Below are 21752 nucleotides of genomic sequence, written 5' to 3'. Positions count from 1 at the left end.
TCCCGACGCCAAGACGTCAGGCCCGGAGGTGCTCGTCAGCGGATGTGGCCGCGCAGCGCGTGCGCGACGGCGCTCTTCAAGGTGCTGAGCACCACGACGCCGTGGAGGTCGGCGCCGAGCTCGACGAGCGTCCGCGCGATTTCGGGTCGAATGCCGGTGATCACGATCCGGGCGCCCAGCAGGCTGACGGCTTGCGCGGCCTTGAGCAGCGCATCCGCGGCGTGGCTGTCGATGATGGGAACGCCGGTCACGTCGAGGATGGCGATGGTGGCCTGATGACGCGTCACTCCGTCGAGCAGGGTCTCCATGACCTGCTGCGCGCGCGCATCGTTCACGCTGCCGATGAGGGGCATGACCACCACCCGGTCGGCGATGGGGATGAGCGGCGTCGAAAGGGCGCGGAGGTTCTCTTCCTGGATGCGGATGATCTCCTCCTGGAGGCGTCGGTTGTCGGCCTCGGCGCGCTTGCGCTCCGTGACGTCGATGGAGATGCCGCACACCCCATTGATTCTGTTGCTCGCGTCTCGGAGCGGGAATTTGGTCAAAATCAAGTCGCCCGGCCGATCGGCGAGCATCTGCTCCTGCTCCCATTCGATGGCGGCCTGCTTTTCAATGACCTCCAGGTCCTGGGCGATGGAGGTCCGGGCCATCTCCGGGGGGAGGAGCTCGCGCGCGGTCTTGCCGAGGATCTCCTGAGGGGGGATTCGAAGCGCCTCGGCGCAGCGTCGATTCACCAGGGTGACCTGGCCCTCCAGGTTGCTGGCGAAGATGCTCATGGGGGCATTGTCGATGAGCGTCTGGATCAGCGCATGCTTCTCTTCGAGTGCGCGCTGCGTGCGCTGGCGATCCGTGACGTCGACATTGCATTCGACGAGGAACTCGACCCCCTTGTCCCCGTGGATGGGTACATACGTCGTCTCGGTCCACACCACGCGCTCGTCGACGGTGGCGAGGCTCGACCCGGTCGTGTCGTAGGCGCAGGGGGGCATCGTGATCTTCTTCCCCTGCTCGGCAGCTCTCTCGAAGTTCTGGACGAAGCCCGCCGTGATGGATGACGGGTCGGAGACGATGTTGAACTTGCCGATGATGTCTTCGCGGACGCCGCCGATCAGCTCCAGGCTCGAGGCGTTCATGGCGACGTTGAGGCCGTCGCGTCGATAGACGCCGAGTGAGACGGGGAGCGCGTCGAAGATCTTCCGATAAGGCACCCGTCGCTCGTGCTCGGTGAGCTCCTCGCACTCGCCGAGGGCGCGCTCGAGCTCCACGACCCGGGCACGGAGGAACTCATTTTCGGCTTTCAAGACGTCGTAGGTCGGCTCCTCAGTAAGCATCCTGTCTCTCCGAGATCCGTAACTCGTCACGCACGCCCATTCCCTCACGATTCCTGTAGCCCGGGCTGCAGTGACGCAACTGCTATCGCGCTGGCCGCGACGGCCAGAGCGCGGGACATCTTTGCTCTCAACGGGACTTGGTACGATACGGTATGCCCTGGGCGCGGCGAAAGGGGATGTGCGTGGTCATCGCCGTTCCAGGTGCGTTCGTGGCGACGAGGTGCATGGATCCACCCGCGCGGAGGGTATGAATTCGAACAATCGCTAGCGATTGCGTTTGCGGCCGCGCCGTGGGGAACGAGCAGAAGGGGGGGCGGCGTCACTTCGCTCCGTGAGGGAGGCGTACCACCCGGCATAGGGCGTGTTCTGGACGAGGCGGCGGTTATGATCCGGGGCGCCGTCGGTCCACCATACCGGTCCACGCTCCCCGAGCGCCACCTTGGCGGCATGAACGCGCGCCCGCGCTCTGCTGAGGTCGGCTGCGTCACCTGCACGCAGGGCTTGGCCGACCTCCCGGCGCGCGCGCATCAGGCTCTCGACGAGGGCGCGTCGGGTCTCGGGGTCGAGCGATGGGTTGGCGCATCGCCAGAGCCTCCCGCGGACGACGAGATAACGGCCATCAGGGGTCACGGGGGACCCTCCAGCGGTCCCCGGCGCCCCTGGCCTCGTCGATGCCGAGGTCATCGCCTCAGAACCCGGCCTCGAGGCCGAGGGCAGGCAGCGTGATCGGGCCGAAGATCCGAGGCGAACAGCCTGCTGCATCGCAGGTCACATCCAGGACCTCACGGCTCAAGGTCGCATTCTGGAGGTCGAGGATGAGATTGATGTACCCGGTCTCACCGACGCGCCAGCGCTTGGAGACGCGCAGGTCGAATCGGTAAAAGGGGCGCACGCGATCGGGGTGCTCGTTCAAGGGGCGTCCAGCGGCCACCTCGTCGGCAGGGAAGCCCGTGTAGAAGACGTGGCGCACCCCGGCGCGCCAGCCGCGACCGAGATCGTAGAGCAAGGCGGCGTGCAGAACGTGGGTCCGGTCGAAGGCGGAGGGGACGGTCACACCATCGCGCTCCCTCGTGGCACGCGAGAGGGTATAGGACACCATGAAGAGGATATCCCGTCGCAATGCGCCGCGGGCGCCGATCTCCAGGCCGTAGGCATCACCGAGGCTGCGGGCGAGAAACCTCTCCGAGGACAGCTCGGTCCCGCGGCCGGTGCCGAGCGCGTCGGTGAGGCCGAAGGTGACCTGGCGGAAGAGGGTCCCGCCGACCTGCAGCGGCCCCACCTCGACCTCGGCGCCGAAGCTGGTCTGCAAGCTGCGCTGAAGGCCCCCGGGGATGCCGGCGATCTGCAGCGCTGGCAACGGCAGGAAGCCCGGGCGCTGCGATGCCACGCCGATGGCGGGGATGAGCTTCAGGTGCTTGCCGACACCGAAGCTCCCGACCAGCTTCGGATCGATGGCGAGCGAGGCGTCTCCCATGGAGGTGTGGTAGTCGACGCGCAGGCCAGGGGTGATCGTGGAGCGATCGCTCAGCGCCACGGTGGCCTCCGTCCAGGCACCGACGGCGACGTCGAGGCGGCTCTGGAACAGCTCGGAAAAGGCATCCTGGAGCTGGCCCGTCGAGACCTCGGGGAACAGCCCGCCGCTGCCGCCGGCGCCGCCCTTGTCGATGTCGTAATCATCGAGTGCAATGTCGAGCCCACCGCGCAGAATGGCGCGCGAACCCAGCTGGCGAACGAAGCGGGTGCGCGCGCCGAGCTTCCAGTCGCTCGCGCGCTCCACACCACCGAGGCCGCGGGATTGATCGAGCCCGAGCGTGACGGCCGCGTCGATGGTGCCGCTGTCGAAATCGCGCCCATAGCGCAGGTCGAGGCGATGGAAATCGCTATCGAGGAGCACCTCCGGGGTCTCGCCGTTGATCGCTGCGGCGAGGTAATCCCTGGCCCCGAAGGCGAAGACCGAGATGCGCTCCCCCTTGCGGGGCTCGTAGATGGCGCGTGCCTGGTAGTCGCCGTAGTTCAGGTCGACGCTCGGCACGAGCGCGGTGATGAGTGCGACGCCTGCCGACCAGCGACCGGCGACGAACACCGTGAGGTCGTCGCGCACTGGCCCCTCGACGTGCCCCGCGAGATCGCCGAGGCGCAAGCTCGCCTCACCCCGGAAATCGTACGGCGGTGGCGCCGCCTCGGCCTCGACCACGGCGCCCGCGAGCCGTCCGAACCGGGCGGGGTAGGGGCCGAGGTGGAGATCGACGCGCTGCACGAGCGCGGGAGGGATGACGCTGGGCCCGCCTCCCACGTGAAACAGGAGCGGGACCTGGATGCCGTCGAAGGTGTACCCGATGTTGCCGGGAGGAGCGCCTCGAATGAAGAAGTAGGGAAACCCGCTGACGGTCGGGGTGACACCCGGCGCGATCTCGATGACGCGGTAGGGATCTCCGAGCACCCCCGGCATCTCGCGGATCTCACGGCGAGAGAGCCCCCTCGAGCCTGCCGGATTGCGCTCGCCCTCGACGATGATCTCGAGCGGCCCGGAGGTCGGCGGCTCGGCGGCAGAGGCGGGGTCGACAGCTGCCTGGGAGTCAGGCGGAGCTGCTGGTTCACCATCCTGCTCTTCAGGTGCTGCGGAAGGCTGTTCCGCAGGTGCTGCGGTGGGCTGGGCGGCTGCCGTCCCCGCACCGAGACTCACCGTCAGCGCGACGATGACCCCATCGAGAAGGTGCTGGAGAGGGGAAGATGGCCTGGGGCGCATGCTCGCGCGCTTCCAAGGGAAGGGGGAGGCAGAATGGTAGGGGCCAGGCGCCCGGTCAAGCGACGAGGTTCACGCGGTGCGCCTCGAGAGGATCAGCCCGTCAGCGCGCGCCACTGTTCCGTGATGCGCTGGGGGGACACGGGGACCGCGGTCTTCAGCTCGGGCGCGAACGCCGAGACGCGAAGCTCCTCGATCATCCACCGGAAGGCCTCCAGATCTTCGGGAGGCACGCCTCGCGCGCGGAGGCCCTCGCGGTGCTTGAGCCAGTTGTTCCAGAACGGCAGCACCTGCTCGGCCTTGGACTGGTCCTTCTGAGGGCCGTTCGGGAGCCGCTCCAGCCGTACCTGGATGGCGCGCAGGTAACGGGGGAGGTGCACCAGGCGCTCGGTGGGCGTGGAGAGAAACATCCCCGGTGGCAGGAGGTGCGCGAGCTGGGCGCGGACATCGTCGAGGACCGACCGCGCGATGGGCCTGGCGGAGAGCGAACGCAGCGCCCCCTCGGCCTTGTCGAGTTCCGCGGCGATCTCTTGAGCGAGACGTCCCAGCCTGGGCAGCGCCGCGCCAATCCCGGCGCGTCCCTCGGCCAGCCGGGCCTGGAAGTCGGCACGGGTGCGCGGGAAGGTCTCCGACGCATCGAGCTTGAACGCCTCATCGAGAGCGCGACGTGCGAGCTGAGCGCGAGGGCCGAGGTGCGGGCTCTCCCTGGCCAAGGGGGAAGCGCGGAGGGCAACGCGCTCGGCCAGCAGACCCTTGTCCAGTCCACCAGGGAGCTGCTGCTCGAGCTTCGCCGCGGTGCTGCCGAGACCGAGCAGCAAGAGGCGACGCAGGCCGCTCCGGGTCGCCTCGTCGGCCAGCTCCCGTGAGGGCGTCACGCGCAGCGAGACCGCGCTCCCCGTGTCGACCACCGCTGGATAGCCCCAGAGCTTCACGCCGCCCACGTTCATCGGGATCCGCTCCGGCAGGGCGTCGAAGCTCCACGAGGTCAGCCCCTCTTTCGGGAAGCCCTCGGCCGTCGCGCGGCCCCAGGCTTCCCGCGCTCTGCTGCCGAAGCGCTCCTTCAGCTCCCGGAAATCGCGACCTTCACCCACGACCTTGTCGGCCGCGTCGACCAGCCGGAAATGAAACCGATAGTGCGCAGGGAGGTCGGCGAGATCCCACGCATCCGGGGGGACCCGGATGCCCGTTCGATCCTGGATGGCTCGTCCCAGCGTGGCCAGCATGGGTCCTTTGAAGGGAGGATGGGCCGCGGCGAGCTCGCGCCCGACCTCACGCGCAGGACCGAGCTCTCGGCGCAGCGCTTTGGGAAGCGATTCGAGCAAGAGCGTGACCTTCTCTTCGTGCCAGCCCTGGATCGTCCACTCCAGGACGGCAGGATCCACCTGAGGGAGCAAGGCGAGGGGCAAGGTGACGGTGACCCCGTCATCGTCCTCACCTGGCTCGAACCGATAGGTGAGCGGGAGCGAGGCCCCGTAAAGCTCCAGCGTGTCCGGGAAACTTTCTGCCGTGAGCTCGGCGGCCTCGTCGAGGAGGAGGTCGGCCAGCGAGAGATGGAGGACGCGCGGGTCCTTCTCCTCGGCTTCCTTGCGCCACGCTTCGAACGTCTTGCCGCTGTAGATGCCCTCGGGCACACGCGCATCGAAGAAGCGAAGCAGCGTGTCCTCGTCGGCCAGGAGATCACTGCGGCGCGCTTTGTCACGGAGCCTTCGCGCCTCCTCCATCACCCCCTGGTTGTGATCCTGGTAGGCGCCCCGGCCGGCATATTCCTGGCGCACCAGGGCGTGCAGCAGAAACACGCGCCTCGACGCGACCGGATCGATCGGGCCGAAATGCACGCGACGATCCCGGACGATGGGGAGGCCGTAGAGCGAGACTTGCTCCTTGGCCATGACCTGCGCTGGGCGCTGCTCCCAGTGCGGATCGCCGTGGCTGCGCTTGCAGAGCGCTCCAGCAGCCGGTTCGAGCCACACAGGATCGATGCGCGCTGCCATGCGGGCGAAGAGCTGCGAGGTCTCGACCAGCTCGGCGGCGACCATCCACGCCGGTGGCTTCCTGGAGAGCCCCGACGACGGATGAAGGACGAAGCGGGTCTGCCGCGCACCGGCATACACGCGCTTCTCGGGTTGCCACATCCCGATGCGGCTGAGCAGGCCGGGCAAGATGGCGCGATGGATGGCCTCGTCGCTCGCGGCCTGGGTGCCAGGCCGCAGGCCCATGTCACGCGCGATCTCCGAGAGCTGGCGGTGGACGTCGCTCCACTCGCGCAGCCGGAGGTGCGAGAGGAAATTGTCGCGGCAGAGCTTGCGGAGTTGCCCCCGGGTCATCCGCTCCTGCGCGTCCTGATAGAAGTGCCACAGCTTGAGCAACCCCGCGAAGTCGGAGGCCTCGTCGCGGAACTTGCGATGCGCGTCGTCGGCCTGCTTCTGTGCGGCCAGCGGGCGCTCTCTCGGATCCTGAGCGCCGAGCGCGGCGGCGAGGATCAAGATCTCGCGGAGCGCGTTCTCCTCGGCGCCAGCCAGGATCATCCGCCCGATCCGGGGATCGAGCGGCAGCCGAGAAAGCTTCTTTCCGATGTCGGTCAGATCGCCCTTCGCATCGAGGGCGCCCAGCTCTTCGAGGACGCGGTAGCCCTCTTCCACGGCCTTCCGCGGCGGTGGATCGAGGAAGGGGAACTCCTCGATCGCGCCGAGCCCCATGGACTTCATCGAGAGGATCGCGCCTGCGAGCCCGACGCGGAGGATCTCGGGATCGGTATAGGCAGAACGAGAGAGATAATCTTGCTCCTCATAGAGCCGGAAGCAGCAGCCGCTCTGCACGCGGCCCGCGCGGCCCTTGCGCTGATCGGCGCTGGCCCTCGAGATCGGCTCGATCTGGAGCTGGGTGACGCCCGTCCGGGCGCTGTAGCGGTTCACGCGCGCGAGGCCGGCGTCGACGACGTAGACGATCCCGGGGATGGTGAGCGACGTCTCGGCGACGTTCGTGGCCAGCACGATGCGACGCTCCGGCAACGACTGGAACACGCGCTGCTGGTCGGCCTGAGACAGCCGGCCGTACAAGGGGAGGACCACCGTGTGCCGCAGGTTGCGGCTGGCCAGCTCGCCCTCCACCTCGTGGATCTCCCGCTCGCCCGGCAGGAAGATGAGCATGTCCTCGCGCGGATCGAGCGAGGTGATCTCCTCCACCGCGTTGGCGACGTGCTCGCTCAGCTCCCCCTCGCCATCCCGCGGTGGGCGATGGAACACCTCCACCGGGAACGTCCGGCCGGAGACATGGATCACCGGCGCATTGCCGTAGAAGGCAGCGAAACGCTCGGTCTCCAGCGTCGCCGAGCTGATGATCACCCGCAGGTCCGGCCGCTTCGGCAGGAGCCGCTTCATCAGCCCGAGCAGGAGATCGATGTTCAAGCTCCGCTCGTGGGCCTCGTCGAGGACGATCGTGTCGTACGCTCGCGCCAGCGGATCCCCCTGCAGCTCGGCGAGCAGGATGCCGTCCGTCATGAACTTGACGTAGGTCGAGCGGCTCGTCCGATCGGCGAACCGGATCTTGTAGCCGACCTCGCGCCCCAGCTCGACGTCCAGCTCCTTCGCGACCCGCGCGGCGACGCTGGTGGCTGCGATGCGGCGCGGCTGGGTCACGCCGATGTGCGCGTCGAGGCCGCGGCCCATGGCCAGGCAGATCTTGGGGAGCTGGGTCGTCTTCCCCGAGCCGGTCTCGCCGGCCACGATGACGACCTGGTGCGACGCGATGGCCTCTGCGATGTCCCGCACGCGGGCCGAGATCGGCAGCTCTTCCGGGAAGGTGACGGGCGAACGCGTCTCGTCGACGGGGGCGGGAGGACCCTTGCGTGAGGGAGCGGCCGGAGGAGGCGGGGTGCGCTTCACAGGGCAGGACACGTAGCACTTCTCTCCCTGGACGGGAGAGCAGGCAGCGCTCTCCGGGCACGAAGAGGCTCAGCCGAGCTGGCTCAGGGAGTCGACCCGGCTGGAACGGGCGCTCCACCCGGGCTTTTCGCACGCGCGCGCCGTGCGGTGACGGCGCCAGGAGGGGCGGAGGCTCAGCCGAGGCGGCGACGTCGCGCGGCCAGAAGCGTGACGAGCGCCAGCGCTGCCAGCGGCGCGCCAGCACTCCCTGCGCCGCTGGGCACTTCGCAGCCGCAGCCCGAGCTGGATCCATCGCCCTCTCCCGCGCCAGCGCCGGCACCGCTCCCGGAGCTCGGGCCTCCGGGACCCCCGGCTCCAGAGCCGTTGCTGCCGTTCTGCCAGCGCGCTGCGCGCACGACGAACACCGCCCGTGCATCCGGGGAGTACGGATCGGTGTCTGCGGCAACGACCTCGACGCGGTGGGGCTCTTCGTCCGGCATGGTGAACGCGAAGGTGGAACCCGTGGCTTGCTCCACGCCGTCGACGGCCCAGCGGATCGTCACCGCGTCTCCATCGGCATCCTCGGCACGGGCCGAGAAGTTCACGACCTCATCGACGTCCGCGAAAGGCGCCATCTCCCCCGGCGTGACCTCGACGAACTCGGGCGGGCTGCCCGACGGCGCCACCTCGATCGTCGTGTGAACGATGTCCGCATGGCCACTGGCATCGCGCACCCGGAGTGACACGACCGTGCGCCCTGGCGCCACCGGGGTGAAGGACAGTGCGCTCCCGGCCCCGTCGTCGAAGTCGCCATCGAGATCCGTGTCCCACCCGTAGGTGAGGGCCGCGCTGGGATCGAAGTGGTTCACCGCGGCCGAGAGCGTCATGGCCGTGCCCACCTGGCCCGAGGCCGGCGCGTTGATGGACGCCTGCGGTCCCGGTCGGAAGGCGTACGGCGCATTCTCGGCGCGGATCGCCTCTGCTTGCGCCGCGAGATCCACGAGCGCCGGCCGCACCGACTCGAAGGACCCCCGCATGGCCCCGAGCAGCGCGGCCCAGTCGACCGAGGCAGGGATCGCGCGCTGGGGCAGCTCCACGCGCAGCTGCTCGATGTCGGCTTCGCTCGCCCCGAACGAGCGCAGGATCGCCACCTCCTCGGCCGAGAACCCGTTCGTTGCGAGTGCAGCCATCTTCTCTTGCAGGTCGGCGACATCCACGCCGCTGTTCAGCGTCCCCTTGCTCTCCAGGAACGAGGCGAGCGTGTCGAGCTCGGCGAGGAGCCCCTCGCCAGCGCTCAGCGCGAGCTCGGCGTACGCCTTGGTCTTCTCCGCTTGAAGGGTCGCGCCGAGGTTGGAGCCTGCGATCCGGGCCCCCTGCAGCTTCTCCACCGAAGGGACCAGCGCGTCGTACGCGGCGACCTGCGTGGCGAGGTGCTGCGCTGCTGCAATCTGGCCACGAGGGATCTCGCGGTTGGCGCCCGGCGTCCACGGGGCACCGAGCGCGAGGGCGTCCGCGCCGTTCAGCCCGACGACCGCTCCGAAATTGGGATCCGGTGGGTCGGCGATGATCGCGAGGTACTTGAGCGACAGGGACTCGGAGATCCCTTCGAGGATCTTGTTGCCGATGGTGATCACGGCGGAGTTGTACGAGGTGGGGCAATCCAGCTTGGTGGCCGTGCAGAACTTGTCGAGGGCGATGGCGGCGAGCCCCCCGCCCAGACCGAACGAACCCGTCCAGTCCACGATGGTGCTGAGGTAATCGACGAGCGCGAGGTATTCCGCGAGGTCTTTGATGGCTTTTGCGTAAGCAAGGCCGTCTGCGGCGGCGAGCTTGATGGCGCCCACGTCGACCGACAGCACCATGGGGGCGTCGGAGACCCTGAAGGCGACACCACCGGTGCGGTAATCGGTCGCAGGGTTGAACGCGCCGGAGAATGGGTATTGATCGATGACGATCTCGTACTGGCCAGGCATGAGCGGAGGCAGCCAGACGTATTCGTCGTAGAATGCGCCGGCCCCGGCACACCCCAAGATGTAGTTCGCTCCGCCCTGTGTCACGTCGGCGAACGGGTTCGCGCTGCCGGCGGGGACGATGTGCAGATACCCCTCGGCGCAGATCTTCCCCGGAGGGACGATATCCATCTCGCCGGTGACGCAGACGGCGTCTCCCGGGTTGTAGACATCCTGGAAGTCGAAGTTGCAATCCGAAGCGAAGGCCGTGATGGCGCGTGCGTCCGAGGGCGCGCCCAGAACACAGGCGCCCACGGCGCCGGCCAGCAGGCCTGCCAGGCTGACACGCGAGCGGCGACGGAACCGAGCATCACGTTGCGACATCCGGCCATGCTAGGCCTAACGTAGCGCCGCCGGAAGCGTCTCCAGCATCGGGAGACGCCACGACCACCTCACCTGGGACATCGAATGTCCCGTCGAAGACCACGGAGAACCCTCATGAACGAAAGACAGGCTGGAACCCATCGCGCTCGGCGCTGGAGCGCAGGGACTTTGCTGGTGAGCATCGGCGTCGTGGCTGCATGCTCTTCGGGAGGAGATGATGGGCCGAAGGGGCCCTCCGAGCCCGAACTCGAGATCCTCACGGGCGCAGACGCCATGGGGGACTGGACGACCGATGCGCCAGGGGTGAAGCGGAAGATCACCGTCGACGACCTTCCTGAGCCCTATCACACAGGGTTCGCCTTCAGTTTCCCCGCGATCGCGCCTCGCCCGGAGGGGGCGTGGCCACTGGTCCCGCCAAATTTCACCGTGACCGAATACGCGACGGGCTTCACCCAACCCCGCATCGTGCGGGTGGCGCCCAATGGCGACGTGTTCGTGGTCGACAGCAATGCGGGGAGGGTGGAAATCCTCCGCGATGCGGACGGTGATGGTGTGGCCGAGAGCCGCGCCACGTACACCGACGGTCTGACCAGGCCCTTCGGCCTCGCCTTCTTCCCCTCGGGCTCCGACGCGCCGACGCATGTGTACATTGCCAACACGGGCAGCATCATCCGCTTCCCCTACCAGGTCGGTGACACCGAGCCGCGTGGCGCGGCCGAGACCCTGGTGAGCGACATCCCCTCGGGCGAAGAGTCGGTGGGTGGGGGAGGCCACTGGACGCGGGATCTCGTCTTCAGCAAAGACAACACGCGGATGTTCGTCTCCGTGGGCTCACGGACGAACGCCGCCGACGACGACACCGAGGTGCGCCGCGCGAACATCCTCGCCTACTCGCCCGACGGCAAGAACGAGGTGATCTACGCATCCGGCATCCGGAATCCCGTGGGGCTGGCCATCGAGCCCACGACGGGCGATCTCTGGACCGCGGTGAACGAGCGGGACGAGCTCGGCGACGATCTGGTCCCCGATTTCGTCACCCGCGTCCGGGAGGACGGCTTCTATGGCTGGCCCTGGTATTACCTCGGCCAGTTCCAGGATCCTCGCCACGAGGACCTTCACCCGGATCTGCGAGAGAAGTCCATCATCCCCGACGTGCTCGTCCAGTCTCACTCGGCGACGCTGGGTCTCACGTTCTACACCGGCACGCAGTTCCCGGCCGACTACTCCGGCGACCTCTTCGTCGCAGCCCATGGCTCCTGGAACCGCTCCAAGCGCACGGGCTACAAGATCATCCGGATCCCCATCGAGAACGGGCAAGCCGTCGGCTACTACGAGGACTTCATGGTCGGCTTCGTGATCGACAACAACCGCGTCTGGGGCAGGCCCGTGGGGGTCGCCGTGGCCCACGACGGGGCCCTGCTCGTGACGGACGACGGGAGCGGAACGGTGTGGCACGTGGCCTACAAGAAGTGAGCTTGCCTCGGGCACGGAGGCCGCTGCGTGCCTCCGTGCGGCAGTCCCCACCGTCGCCTCGATCTCCCGGACCCATGAACCCGACCTGGTACGAGTCCCCCTGCTGCGCTGGGGGTTCCCGGTGACCTCGACCCGAGTCGGGGAGGGGAGGGGACTTCTCCTCGGGCCGGACGATGGCAGGGCGGGACCGGAAAGTGCGTGCGTCGGCAGCGCATCCGGAGGCGTTGTTCGCGCGAAACGGCCCCCGTCACCGGGGGCAGGGTGGATCGCGGAGCGAAACTGGGTGCGTCGGCGGCCCGCACCCGGTGAGCGCTGCGAAACTGGGTGCGTCGGCGGCCCGCACCCGGTGAGCGCTGCGAAACTGGGTGCGTCGGCGGTCGACCGAGGGGCTCTCGCCGCGAAACTGGGTGCGTCGGTGGTCGCCGACACGCACAGTTTCAGAGCGAAAGTGGGTGCGTCGGCGGTTGATGGTGTGGGTGATCGCCGCAAAACCCTCCTCGTCAGCGGCGACCCCCTCGTTTTCCCGCCTCGAAAGCCCATGGCAACGCTGGGGGAGGGGATCTCCCTCACGAAGGCCCAGCGTCAGCGCCCGGCAGGTCTCGTGGTTTCACGCAAACTGCCGACGTCGACGGCCGACGAGCGCATTGGACGTCGAATCGTCGGACCCCGCTGGAACACGCGGCGGGAGCGTATCGGCGCTACTGCAATGCATTGATGAGGACGGTCACCGACCCGGAGGCATTGGCCGTGACGATGTCCATTTTCTCGTCTCCGGTCACATCGGCCGCGACGACATGAGCCGGCTGGGCTCCCACGGCGAACGCCCGTCGGTCCTCGAACGTGCAATCGCCACGGCCGAGCAGCACCGAGATTTCGTCAGCCTCTCGATCGGCGCTGATGAGGTCGAGGTGCCCATCGCCATCGACATCGGCCATGGCGACGTCCCGCGGCCCTGCTCCGACGCTCAGGCGCTGTGCGGAACCGAACCTGCCCTGGCCGAGGCCAGGGAAGACGGTGAGTGCGTTCTCGTCGGGCTCGACCACCACGAGATCGAGCACGCCGTCGTCGTTCAGATCGGCGAGCTTCATCGCGCTCGCCGAGGGGCTCACCGCCACGGGCGTGGCCTCGCGGAGCACGCCGCCACGGTTGAGGAGCACATGCACCTCCGCCCCGAGAACGAGCACGTCGAGCTGGCCGTCGCCGTCGACGTCTCCGAGCGCGATCTCCCTTCCTCGCAGGCCCTCGTGGGCCGCCTGGCGCTCGAAGGTGCCGTCTCCCTGCCCGAAGGCGAGCAGAAGCCTGTTGCCATCGGCGTCGCTCATGATCAGGTCCGGCTTGCCGTCGCCATCGAGATCGCCGACCGCGATTCCGCCCGGGGAGACGAGCGCCACGTCGACGCGCCCGTCGAAGGTGCCATTCCCCTGGCCCAGGTAGACCTGCACCGGGCCGAGACCGTCCGCGTCGCGTCCGAGCACCACCAGGTCGACACGTCCATCTCCGTCGAGATCTTCGAGCAACACGCGCCTGGCTGTACGGTCGCCAAATGGCGTGAATCTGGTCACGAAGGTCCCGTTTCCCTGGCTGAGGAGCGCGCTCACGGTCGGCCGAGGATCGCGGTCTCCGGACACCGGGCCGTGCGCCACCACCAGGTCCATGTGGCCGTCGCCATCCAGATCGCCGACCGCCATGCTCTGTACGTTGCTCGCAGGCAGCTTCGTATCGACCCGCGAGAACATGCAGCCGGTGAAAGCCAAACCACTCGCGATCAAAATATGCCGTGCTCGTAGGCCCATGTTCTCTCCGCTCGATGCATTCGTGGTGAATGGTGGACGTCGCGGGAAGTTCACAAAGCATGCCGTGGGCGGCGCTTCTCGGTGCGCTTCGAGGGCACACCGCAGCTTTGTTGCGCGCGGCGGCGCGCAGCTTTGTTGCGCGCGGCGGCGCGCAGCTTTGTTGCGCGCGGCGGCGCGCAGCTTTGTTGCGCGCCGCGGCGAGGGAGACGACACTCCTTCATCCACGTGGTCTTCGAGCCAGAACGACGGACTTGCTCGACCGCTCAGGAAAGTGGCCGCAGTGATCTCGCCGTGTTAGCACGCAAGGCTGTCTGCGTGCGCTGTTCGCGAGGGCGCCGGCTTCAGGCCCCGTAGGTCGAAGCACGGAACAGCGAGAGCGCGCGCCGCCTTTCAGAGGCCAGCAATGCTTGAAAGCTCTCGGCTGCCTGAGTCGATAGAGAAGTGGTTGGTCCGTCGGCTCTCGGAGCTGCGCGGGCTGGATGTCTCCGCGATCGACGTCCGCGTCCCGTTCAGCCGATATGGCCTCGAATCCATCGGCGCAGCGAAGCTCGTCGACGATCTTTCCGCGGCGCTCGGACGGCGTCTGTCGCCCACGTTGACGTGGGAGCACCCCAGCATCGAGGCGCTGGCGCGCCACCTGAGCGGCGCTTCCACCGCGCCTGCCCCCCGCGTTGCGCAGGCTCTTCGCCCCCAGGCAGAGGAGCCGATCGCGATCGTCGGGATGGCCTGCCGCGTGCCCGGCGCCGCGGAGCCCGAGGCGTTCTGGGGCCTGCTTTCCGGGGGCGTGGATGCGGTTTCCAGGGCGCCTTCGGAGCGATGGCCCCCGGAGGCTCGCCACGCGCCCGTGGGGACCACGGCGGTGGATCCTCGGCAGGGCGGGTTTCTCGACCATGTGGACGGCTTCGAGCCGCTCTTTTTCGGCATCTCGCCCCGTGAGGCGGCCGAGATGGACCCGCAGCAGCGCCTCGTGCTGGAGCTGTCCTGGGAGGCGCTCGAAGACGCAGGGATCCCGGCGCGGCGTCTCCAGGGGAGCATGACCGGTGTCTTCGTCGGTGTGGCCTGGGCCGACTACGCCACCCTGCAGTACCGCTCGGGGCGCGTCTTCGATCAACACACGGTCCCCGGGTTTCATCACAGCATCGTCGCCAACCGCGTCTCCTACGTCTTCGGCCTGGAAGGGCCGAGCATGGCGGTCGACACCGCCTGCTCCTCCTCGCTGGTGGCGGTCCATCTCGCCTGCGAGAGCCTGCGGCGCGGTGAGTCGACGCTCGCGATCGCGGGCGGGGTGAACCTGAACCTCGTGGAGGACAGCGCCATCGGCGTCGGCAAGCTGGGCGCCCTGTCACCGGATGGACGCTGCTTCTCCTTCGACGCGCGCGCGAACGGGTATGTGCGGGGGGAGGGGGCCGGCGTGGTCGTGCTCAAGCCGCTCTCGAGGGCCCTCGCCGACGGCGATGCCATCCATGCACTCATTCTGGGCGGGGCGGTGAACAGCGATGGCGCCAGCAATGGGCTGACCGCCCCCAACCCGAGGGCTCAAGAGAACGTGCTCCGCCTCGCCTGCGCACGGGCTGGCGTCGCTCCGGTCGAGATCGATTACGTGGAGGCCCATGGCACGGGCACGCCGCTCGGCGACACCATCGAGGCCAGCGCGCTCGGTGCCGTGCTCGGTCGAGGGAGGTCACCCGAGCGACCCTTGCTGCTGGGCTCGGTCAAGACGAACATCGGTCATCTGGAGGCCGCGGCGGGCATCGTCTCGCTGATCAAGGTGGCGCTTGGCCTGAGGCAGCGCCTGATCCCGCCGAGCTTGAACTACGCCGAGCCGAACCCGCTCGTTCCGTTCGAAGCCTTGCGCCTCCAGGTGGTGCAGCAGCTCACGCCGTGGCCCCTTCGTGAGCGGCCCGCGCGGGCAGGGGTCAGCGCCTTTGGCTTCGGGGGAACCAACTGTCACCTCGTGCTCGAAGCGTGGGCCCCTGGAGGCGACGAGGAGGCGCCGTCCTCGCCCGAGGTGATGTCGACGGCCGCTGGCCAGGCGCTGCCTGTCGTGGAGGGGGCACCCCGGCAGGCACCCCCGGTGGTCTTCGTCTTCTCTGGTCAGGGCTCTCAGTGGCCGGGAATGGGTCGCGCCCTCTTGCGGGACGAGCCCGTCTTCAGGACCACGTTTGCGGCCTGCGATCGCGTCGTCCAGCAGCTCATGGGGTTCTCCCTGATCGATCAGCTCCTGGCCGATGAACGCTCTTCCCGGCTGGAAGAAGCCGAGGTGGCCTGTCCGGCCATCGTCGCGTTTCAGATCGCCCTCGCCGCGCTCTGGAGAGCCTGGGGAGTCGAGCCTGTCGCGGTGGTGGGACACAGCAGCGGCGAGATCGCGGCGGCCCAGGTCGCCTCGGCGCTCGATCTCGAGGACGCCATGCGCGTCACCTGCATGCACGGCCGCCTCCTTGCCAGAATCCGCGGGCAAGGAGCGCTCGGTGTGGTGGCGCTCTCCTGGGACGAGGCGGGCGAGGCGATTCGAGCGCATCGAGGCCTCCTCTCCCGGGCCATTCATGCGTCTCCTGGCGAGGTGGTCCTGGCTGGCGATCCCGGCGCGCTCGACGAGGTGTTCGCCGCGCTCGAGCAGCGACGCATCTTCTGTCGTCGGATCCAGATGGATTCCGCGCCTCACAGCCCACAGATCGATCCCCTGCGGGGCGAACTCCTCGACGCGCTCCGCGCCGTCCATCCTCACCCGGCAGCCATCCCGATGTTCTCGTCGGTCACCGGCGCGAAGATCGAGGGCGAGCGGCTCGACGCCCTCCACTGGACGAAGAACCTGGGTGAGCCGGTGCGCTTCGCCGAGGCGATCCAGGCGATGGACCCCTCGGGGGCCGTCTTTCTCGAGATCAGCCCGCACCCCCTGGTCGGGCGCGCCATCGCCGCGAACCTGGAGGCGTCGGGGCGGACGTGCGCGGTGCTCCGCTCGCTCCGCCGCGGTGAGGTCGACGAGCGCGCGGCGTTGCGCTCGTCGCTGGAGCAGCTGATGGCGCTCTCTCAGCCCGTCTCGCGGCGGGCGGCGGCGCAGATCCCGGGGGGGGCCGGCCCCAGGTTTCATCCAGGAGGTTGGCACGCCCTCCCCGAAGACGCCGAGGCGTTCGACGAGGACGACCCGCGCATCCTGCCGCTCTCTGCAAAGTCTCGGGAGGCGCTGGTGGCGCTGGCGCGCGCTCACCGGCGCGCTCTGGAGGGGGACGAGGCGTCGGACGGCGCGCTCCCCTCCCTGGGGGACGTGGTCTACACGGCGGGGGTCCGGCGTGAGCACCACGCGCACCGACTCGCCGCGGTGGGCGCGTGTCGCGACGATCTGCGCGCCTCCCTCGACACCTTCCTCCGCAATGAACCCACTGCGTCCACGGGCCGCGGGAGAGCGCTCGAGGGGCCGCTCCCGGTGGTGCTCGTCTTTCCGGGCCAGGGCTCGCAGTGGCTGGGCATGGGGCGTGAGCTGCTCCGCCACGAGCCGTCGTTTCGTGCGGCGATCGAGGTATGCGACCGGGCCATCCACCGAGAGGCCGGGTGGTCCTTGCTCGACGAGCTGTGGGCCGACGCCCCGCGCTCCGGTCTCGATCGGATCAACATCGTCCAGCCCGCGCTCTTCGCGCTGCAGGTGGCGCTCGCGGCGCTCTGGCGCGCGTGGGGGATCCTTCCGGATGCCGTGATCGGTCACAGCATGGGGGAGGTGGCGGCGGCCCACGTGGCGGGCGCGCTCTCGCTCGTGGACGCGACCCGCATCATTTGCCGCAGGAGCGCCCTGCTGCGGCGCCTCAGTGGCCGTGGCGCGATGGCGCTGGTCGAGCTGGGTCTCGCTCAGGCGCGCGATGCCCTCGGTCCCCACGCCGACCGGATCGCCGTCGCCGTGAGCAACAGCCCCCGATCGACCGCGCTCGCAGGCGAGCCCGAAGCGCTGGAGCAGGTGCTCTCCACGCTGACCCAGGCGGGCGTCTTCGTCCGCCGCATCAACGTGGACGTCGCCTCCCACAGCCCCCAGATGGACGCGCTCCTCCCCGATCTGCGCGCAGCGCTGGCCCCGATCACCCCTTTCGCCGTGCGGATCCCCATGCGCTCCACGGTGACCGGAGAGGAGTGCACCGGCTCGGACCTCGATGGCGACTACTGGGCGCGTAACCTGCGCGCTCCGGTGCTGTTTCACCAGGCCATCGCGCGGACCCTCGCGCGAGGCCCCGCGCTGTTCATCGAGGTGAGCCCTCACCCCGTCCTCGTCCCGGCCATGGAAGAAGCCCTGCAAGAGGGCCCCCGAGGCGGCGTCGTCGTCGGCTCTCTCCGCCGGGGACAAGGGGCCCGCCAGTCTCTCCTGGAGTCGCTGGGCGCGCTCTATGCCGCAGGCCACCCCGTGGACTTCTCGCGCCTCTACCGCGCGGGGGGTCGTGTGGTCCGCCTGCCGTCCTACCCCTTCCAGCGTCAGCGCTACTGGTTCGATCTCGACGCCGGACGAGCGCTGGGCGTCGGAGGGCAGCCGGACGTGAGGCTGCGCGACCACATCGAGGGGGCACCGGCCGCGGAGCGCCAGCGCCTCGTCGAGGAGGCGATCGGCGCGCACATCAGCCACGTCCTCCGGCTTTCTCCCGAGGCGATCGACGTCACCGAGCCCCTCAGGACCCTCGGGGTGGACTCGTTGATCGCGATGGAGGTGCGCAACCGGATCCTGACCGAACTCCGGGTCGAGCTCTTCGTCTCGCGTGTGCTTCTCGCGGACGGCATCCGACAGCTCGCCCGGGAAGTCCTGGACCGCATGCAGCTCCCGGAAGCCACTGCCGTCGACGCGGCCACCACCCTGCGCACGATGGAAGAAGGCGAGCTATGAACGCCCTCGGCGCCTTCGCGGAACTCGTCAGGAGAGGGGCCCAGATCACGGCCGACGGCGACCGCCTCCGGTATCGCACGGCGAAGGGGGTGCTCGGGGACGCGGACCTCCGGATGCTCAAGGAGCACAAGCCGGAGATCCTGCGCTTCCTCGCCGGTCGGAAGGCCGTGCGGCTCTCGAGCGTGCAGGAGCGCCTCTGGTTCCTCAGCCGCCTCGATCCGAGCGGCGTGGGGTACTCCTTCGCCTTCACCTACCGCATCCGCGGTCCTCTCGACGTCCAGCGCTTCGGCGAGGCGCTCCAGGTCATGCTCCGCCGTCATCCGGCCCTCGGCGCGGTCTTCGTCGAGATCGAGGGGACACCCCTTCAGCTCCTCGGCGCCCCGCCTGCCGTGGAGACCCCGTGCATCGACTGCCGAGACGAGTCGCTGGAGGTCGCCACCGCCCGGATCCGCAACCTCCTCGCTGCGCCTTTCGATCTCGCGCGCGGCCCGCTGCTCCGCTCCTGCCTGGCGCGCATCTCCCCGGAGGAGCACCTGTGGACCCTCACGATGCACCACCTCGTCGCGGACGGCCGGACCTTCGGCATCCTCGTCCGGGACCTGTCCCTGGCGCTCGCCACGCCTGCGCTGGACGTCCCCCCCTCCGACGCTCCCCGGCTCGATTACGCCGATTTCGTCGAATGGGAGCGCCTCCGCGCCGACAGCCCGGAGCGCGACGAGAACCTCGACTACTGGGTGCGGCAACTCGGCGGGACGCCGGACCTGGACCTCCCGCTCGACCACCCGAGGCCCCCGGTGCGCACCCACCGGGGCGGGCAGGCCACCATCCAGCTTCCGAACGCCCTGCTCACGGGGCTCGAAGCGTTCGCCAGGAGCGAGGAAGCCACGCGCTTCTCCGTCCTCCTCGCCGTGAGCTTCGCCCTGCTCCGCGGCTACTCCAGGCAGGAGGATTTCGCCGTCGGCTCACCGCACGCCAACCGCGCCGACGCCGGCTTCGAGGACACCGCCGGATGCTTCGTGAGCACCCTCGTCCTGCGCGCCGACCTCTCGGGCGATCCGAGCTTCCGCGACCTCGTGCGCCGCATCTCCGAGATGTGCATCGACGCCTGGGATCACCAGGACGCCTCCTACGAGCGGCTGGTCTCCCGCCTCGCCCCCGCCCGCGACACCAGCCGGAACGCGCTCTTTCAGGTCTTCTTCGCCCTCCAGAACGTCTTCGAGCCGCTCGAGATCCCGGGAGCGAGCGCCGAGATGCTCCTGCTCGACACCGGCCTCGTGCAATTCGACGTCGAGCTTCACTTCTTCCTCGGAGGGGCCGGCAAGCCCACGGGAATCCTCCTTTACAACCGCGATCTCTTCGAGGACCGCACCATGCGCCTCATGGCGGAGCGGTGGACACGCCTCGCGGAGGCCCTGCTCGAACAGCCCGATCAGCCGCTCGGCAAGATCTCGTTCCTCTCGGCGGACGAACGCCAGCGCGCCCTCGACGCCTTCGGGGACACCCGCGCGGAGTACCCCCGAGCCACCCGGGTCGAAGACCTCTTCGCGGAGCAGGTGCGCCGCACCCCCGATCGGATCGCGGCCATCTGCGCGGGAGAGCGCGTGACCTATGCCGCGCTCGAGGCGCGGGTCGAGGCGCTCGCCGGTGCCATCCTGTCGCTCCGCGAGCCGGGGTCGACCCTCGGCATCTTGCTCGATCGCTCCGTCGACATGCTCGCCTCGCTCCTGGCCATTCCCCGGGCCGGCGCCGCATTTCTACCCATCGATCCTGCGCTCCCGCCCGAGCGCATCGCCTTCATGCTCGAGGACAGCGGCGTGCAGACGGTGCTCACCCGGTCCGAGCACCTCGCCGCGCTCCCCCGCGGCGTCGGCTGGGTCCTCGTCGATGCGCTCCCCGCGTCCCCCGGCGCGGACCCGAGCGCCTCTGGAGCCAGGAGCCCCAGCGCCGCCGACGCGGCCTACCTGCTCTACACCTCGGGCTCCACCGGCAAGCCCAAGGGCGTGCTCGTCAGCCACCGCAGCCTCGTCAACCTGCTCCACGCCATGGCCCATCTGCCTGGCATCGCGCCGGACGATGTCCTCTGCGCCGTGACCAGCCTCTCGTTCGACATCGCCCTCCTCGAACTCCTCCTTCCTCTCGTCCGGGGCGCGACCGTGGTGATCGCGCAGCAGCACGAGGCGTCGGATCCCATCGCCCTCGCAGCGCTCCTGGAAACGACCGGTATCACCGTCATGCAAGCCACCCCCTCGTCGTGGAGCATGCTCCTCGACGCGGGCTGGACCGGTCGCCCCACCCTCCGCGCCTTGTGCGGCGGAGAGCCCTTGAGCCGAGCCCTCGCGGATCGGCTCCTCGACGCCTGCGCCGAGGTCTGGAACCTGTACGGCCCGACCGAGACCACCATCTGGTCCACGCGCTGGCGGGTCACGCGAGGAGGACCGGTCTCCCTCGGGATTCCCATCGAAAACACCCGCCTCTACCTCCTCGACATGCGAGGTGCGCTCTGTCCTCCGGGTCTCCCTGGTGAGCTATGGATCGCCGGAGACGGACTTTCTCGAGGCTATCTGAACCGCGCTGGCGAGACCGCGCGCCGCTTCCAGGATCTGCACGACCTCGTCGGTCACCCGGAGCCTGCCTACCGCACCGGGGACCTCGTGCGCATGCTCCCCGACGGGAGCCTCGTCTATCTGGGGCGCACGGATCATCAGCTCAAGGTCCGCGGCCACCGCATCGAACCCGAAGAAATCGAGCACACCCTGCGCGCCCATCCAGGCGTCCGCGAGGCCGTGGCCACCCAGACCGCGACGGGTGCTCTGGTGGCCCACGTCCTCGCCCAGGGCTCGCCCCGCATCTCCGAACCCACCCTGCGCGAGCACGCCGCGCGCAGCCTCCCAGGTTACATGGTCCCGCAGCGCTGCCTGATCCACGACAGGTTCCCCCGCACCCCCTCGGGCAAGATCGACCGCAAGGCGCTCTCCCTGATCCCCCTCTCGCCGACCATCCAGGCACCTCCGCTCCGGGAGCCCCCCCTCGATGACATCGAAGCGTCCGTGGCTGATCTCTTCACTGAAGTGCTCGGCGTCACCGAGGTGGGGCGCTGGGACAATTTCTTCGAACTCGGGGGACATTCCCTGGTCGCAGCGCGGGTACTCTACGGCCTTCAGCAACGCCACAGCGTGCAGATCGGGCTGCACGAACTCTTCCAGCGGGCCACGGTCTCCGGCCTCGCAACCCGTGTGAAAGAGCTCGTCCAGCGCCGCACGAACGATGATTTCGTGATCGGTGAAGCGCTCGCGCGGCTCGAATCCATGTCGGAAGAAGAAGCCGCGCAGCTCTTCGCCCAGCTCGTAGGTCAGTGAGGAAGGTTGGG

The 21752-nt window shown here is 69.0% G+C and carries 9 protein-coding genes; 3 read left to right on the top strand and 6 right to left on the bottom strand.

Annotated features, from left to right (window positions below):
- Positions 1–35 precede the first annotated feature (35 nt).
- The 5 genes from CMC5_RS27430 to CMC5_RS27415 all read right to left on the bottom strand — a co-directional run bounded on the left by CMC5_RS27430 (position 36) and on the right by CMC5_RS27415 (position 10267).
- On the bottom strand, positions 36–1331 hold the full coding sequence (locus CMC5_RS27430; protein WP_050433179.1) for a PAS domain-containing protein: 1296 nt from the start codon (positions 1329–1331) through the stop codon (positions 36–38).
- A gap of 264 nt (positions 1332–1595) precedes the next feature.
- Positions 1596–2015, bottom strand: coding sequence for a hypothetical protein (locus tag CMC5_RS48995; protein WP_082362843.1), 420 nt, complete (start codon positions 2013–2015; stop codon positions 1596–1598).
- Between the two features lie 4 nt (positions 2016–2019).
- A complete protein-coding gene (locus CMC5_RS27425) occupies positions 2020–4077 on the bottom strand; it encodes a TonB-dependent receptor plug domain-containing protein (protein WP_245677777.1) in 2058 nt (685 codons plus the stop codon).
- Positions 4078–4169: 92 nt separating this feature from the next.
- Complete coding sequence (gene hrpA, locus CMC5_RS27420) at positions 4170–7967, bottom strand: ATP-dependent RNA helicase HrpA (protein ID WP_245677776.1); 3798 nt, start codon at positions 7965–7967, stop codon at positions 4170–4172.
- A gap of 161 nt (positions 7968–8128) precedes the next feature.
- Entirely contained in the window at positions 8129–10267 is a 2139-nt protein-coding gene (locus tag CMC5_RS27415) for an MYXO-CTERM sorting domain-containing protein (RefSeq protein WP_050433178.1), read from the bottom strand.
- A gap of 189 nt (positions 10268–10456) precedes the next feature.
- Here CMC5_RS27415 and CMC5_RS27410 point away from each other — a divergent pair, with 189 nt between their 5' ends.
- A complete protein-coding gene (locus CMC5_RS27410) occupies positions 10457–11740 on the top strand; it encodes a PQQ-dependent sugar dehydrogenase (protein WP_245677775.1) in 1284 nt (427 codons plus the stop codon).
- Between the two features lie 698 nt (positions 11741–12438).
- Here the strand turns inward: CMC5_RS27410 and CMC5_RS27405 are convergent.
- The gene (locus CMC5_RS27405; RefSeq protein ID WP_169796676.1) at positions 12439–13476 is read right to left on the bottom strand and encodes an FG-GAP repeat domain-containing protein; all 1038 of its coding nucleotides are present in this window, start codon (positions 13474–13476) and stop codon (positions 12439–12441) included.
- Positions 13477–13978: 502 nt separating this feature from the next.
- Between CMC5_RS27405 and CMC5_RS27400 the strand changes: the two genes are divergently transcribed.
- Together CMC5_RS27400 and CMC5_RS27395 are read left to right on the top strand one after the other, a co-directional pair.
- The gene (locus CMC5_RS27400; protein ID WP_050433175.1) at positions 13979–18385 is read left to right on the top strand and encodes a type I polyketide synthase; all 4407 of its coding nucleotides are present in this window, start codon (positions 13979–13981) and stop codon (positions 18383–18385) included.
- A complete protein-coding gene (locus CMC5_RS27395) occupies positions 18382–21741 on the top strand; it encodes a non-ribosomal peptide synthetase (RefSeq protein WP_169796675.1) in 3360 nt (1119 codons plus the stop codon). Before CMC5_RS27400 ends, CMC5_RS27395 begins: the two co-directional genes overlap by 4 nt.
- The last annotated feature ends 11 nt before the right edge of the window (positions 21742–21752 follow it).

The organism is Chondromyces crocatus (assembly GCF_001189295.1).
Taxonomy (GTDB): Bacteria; Myxococcota_A; Polyangia; order Polyangiales; family Polyangiaceae; genus Chondromyces; species Chondromyces crocatus.
Note: the sequence above shows the minus strand (reverse complement) of the source record. Positions and strands in the feature narration are given on the sequence as shown.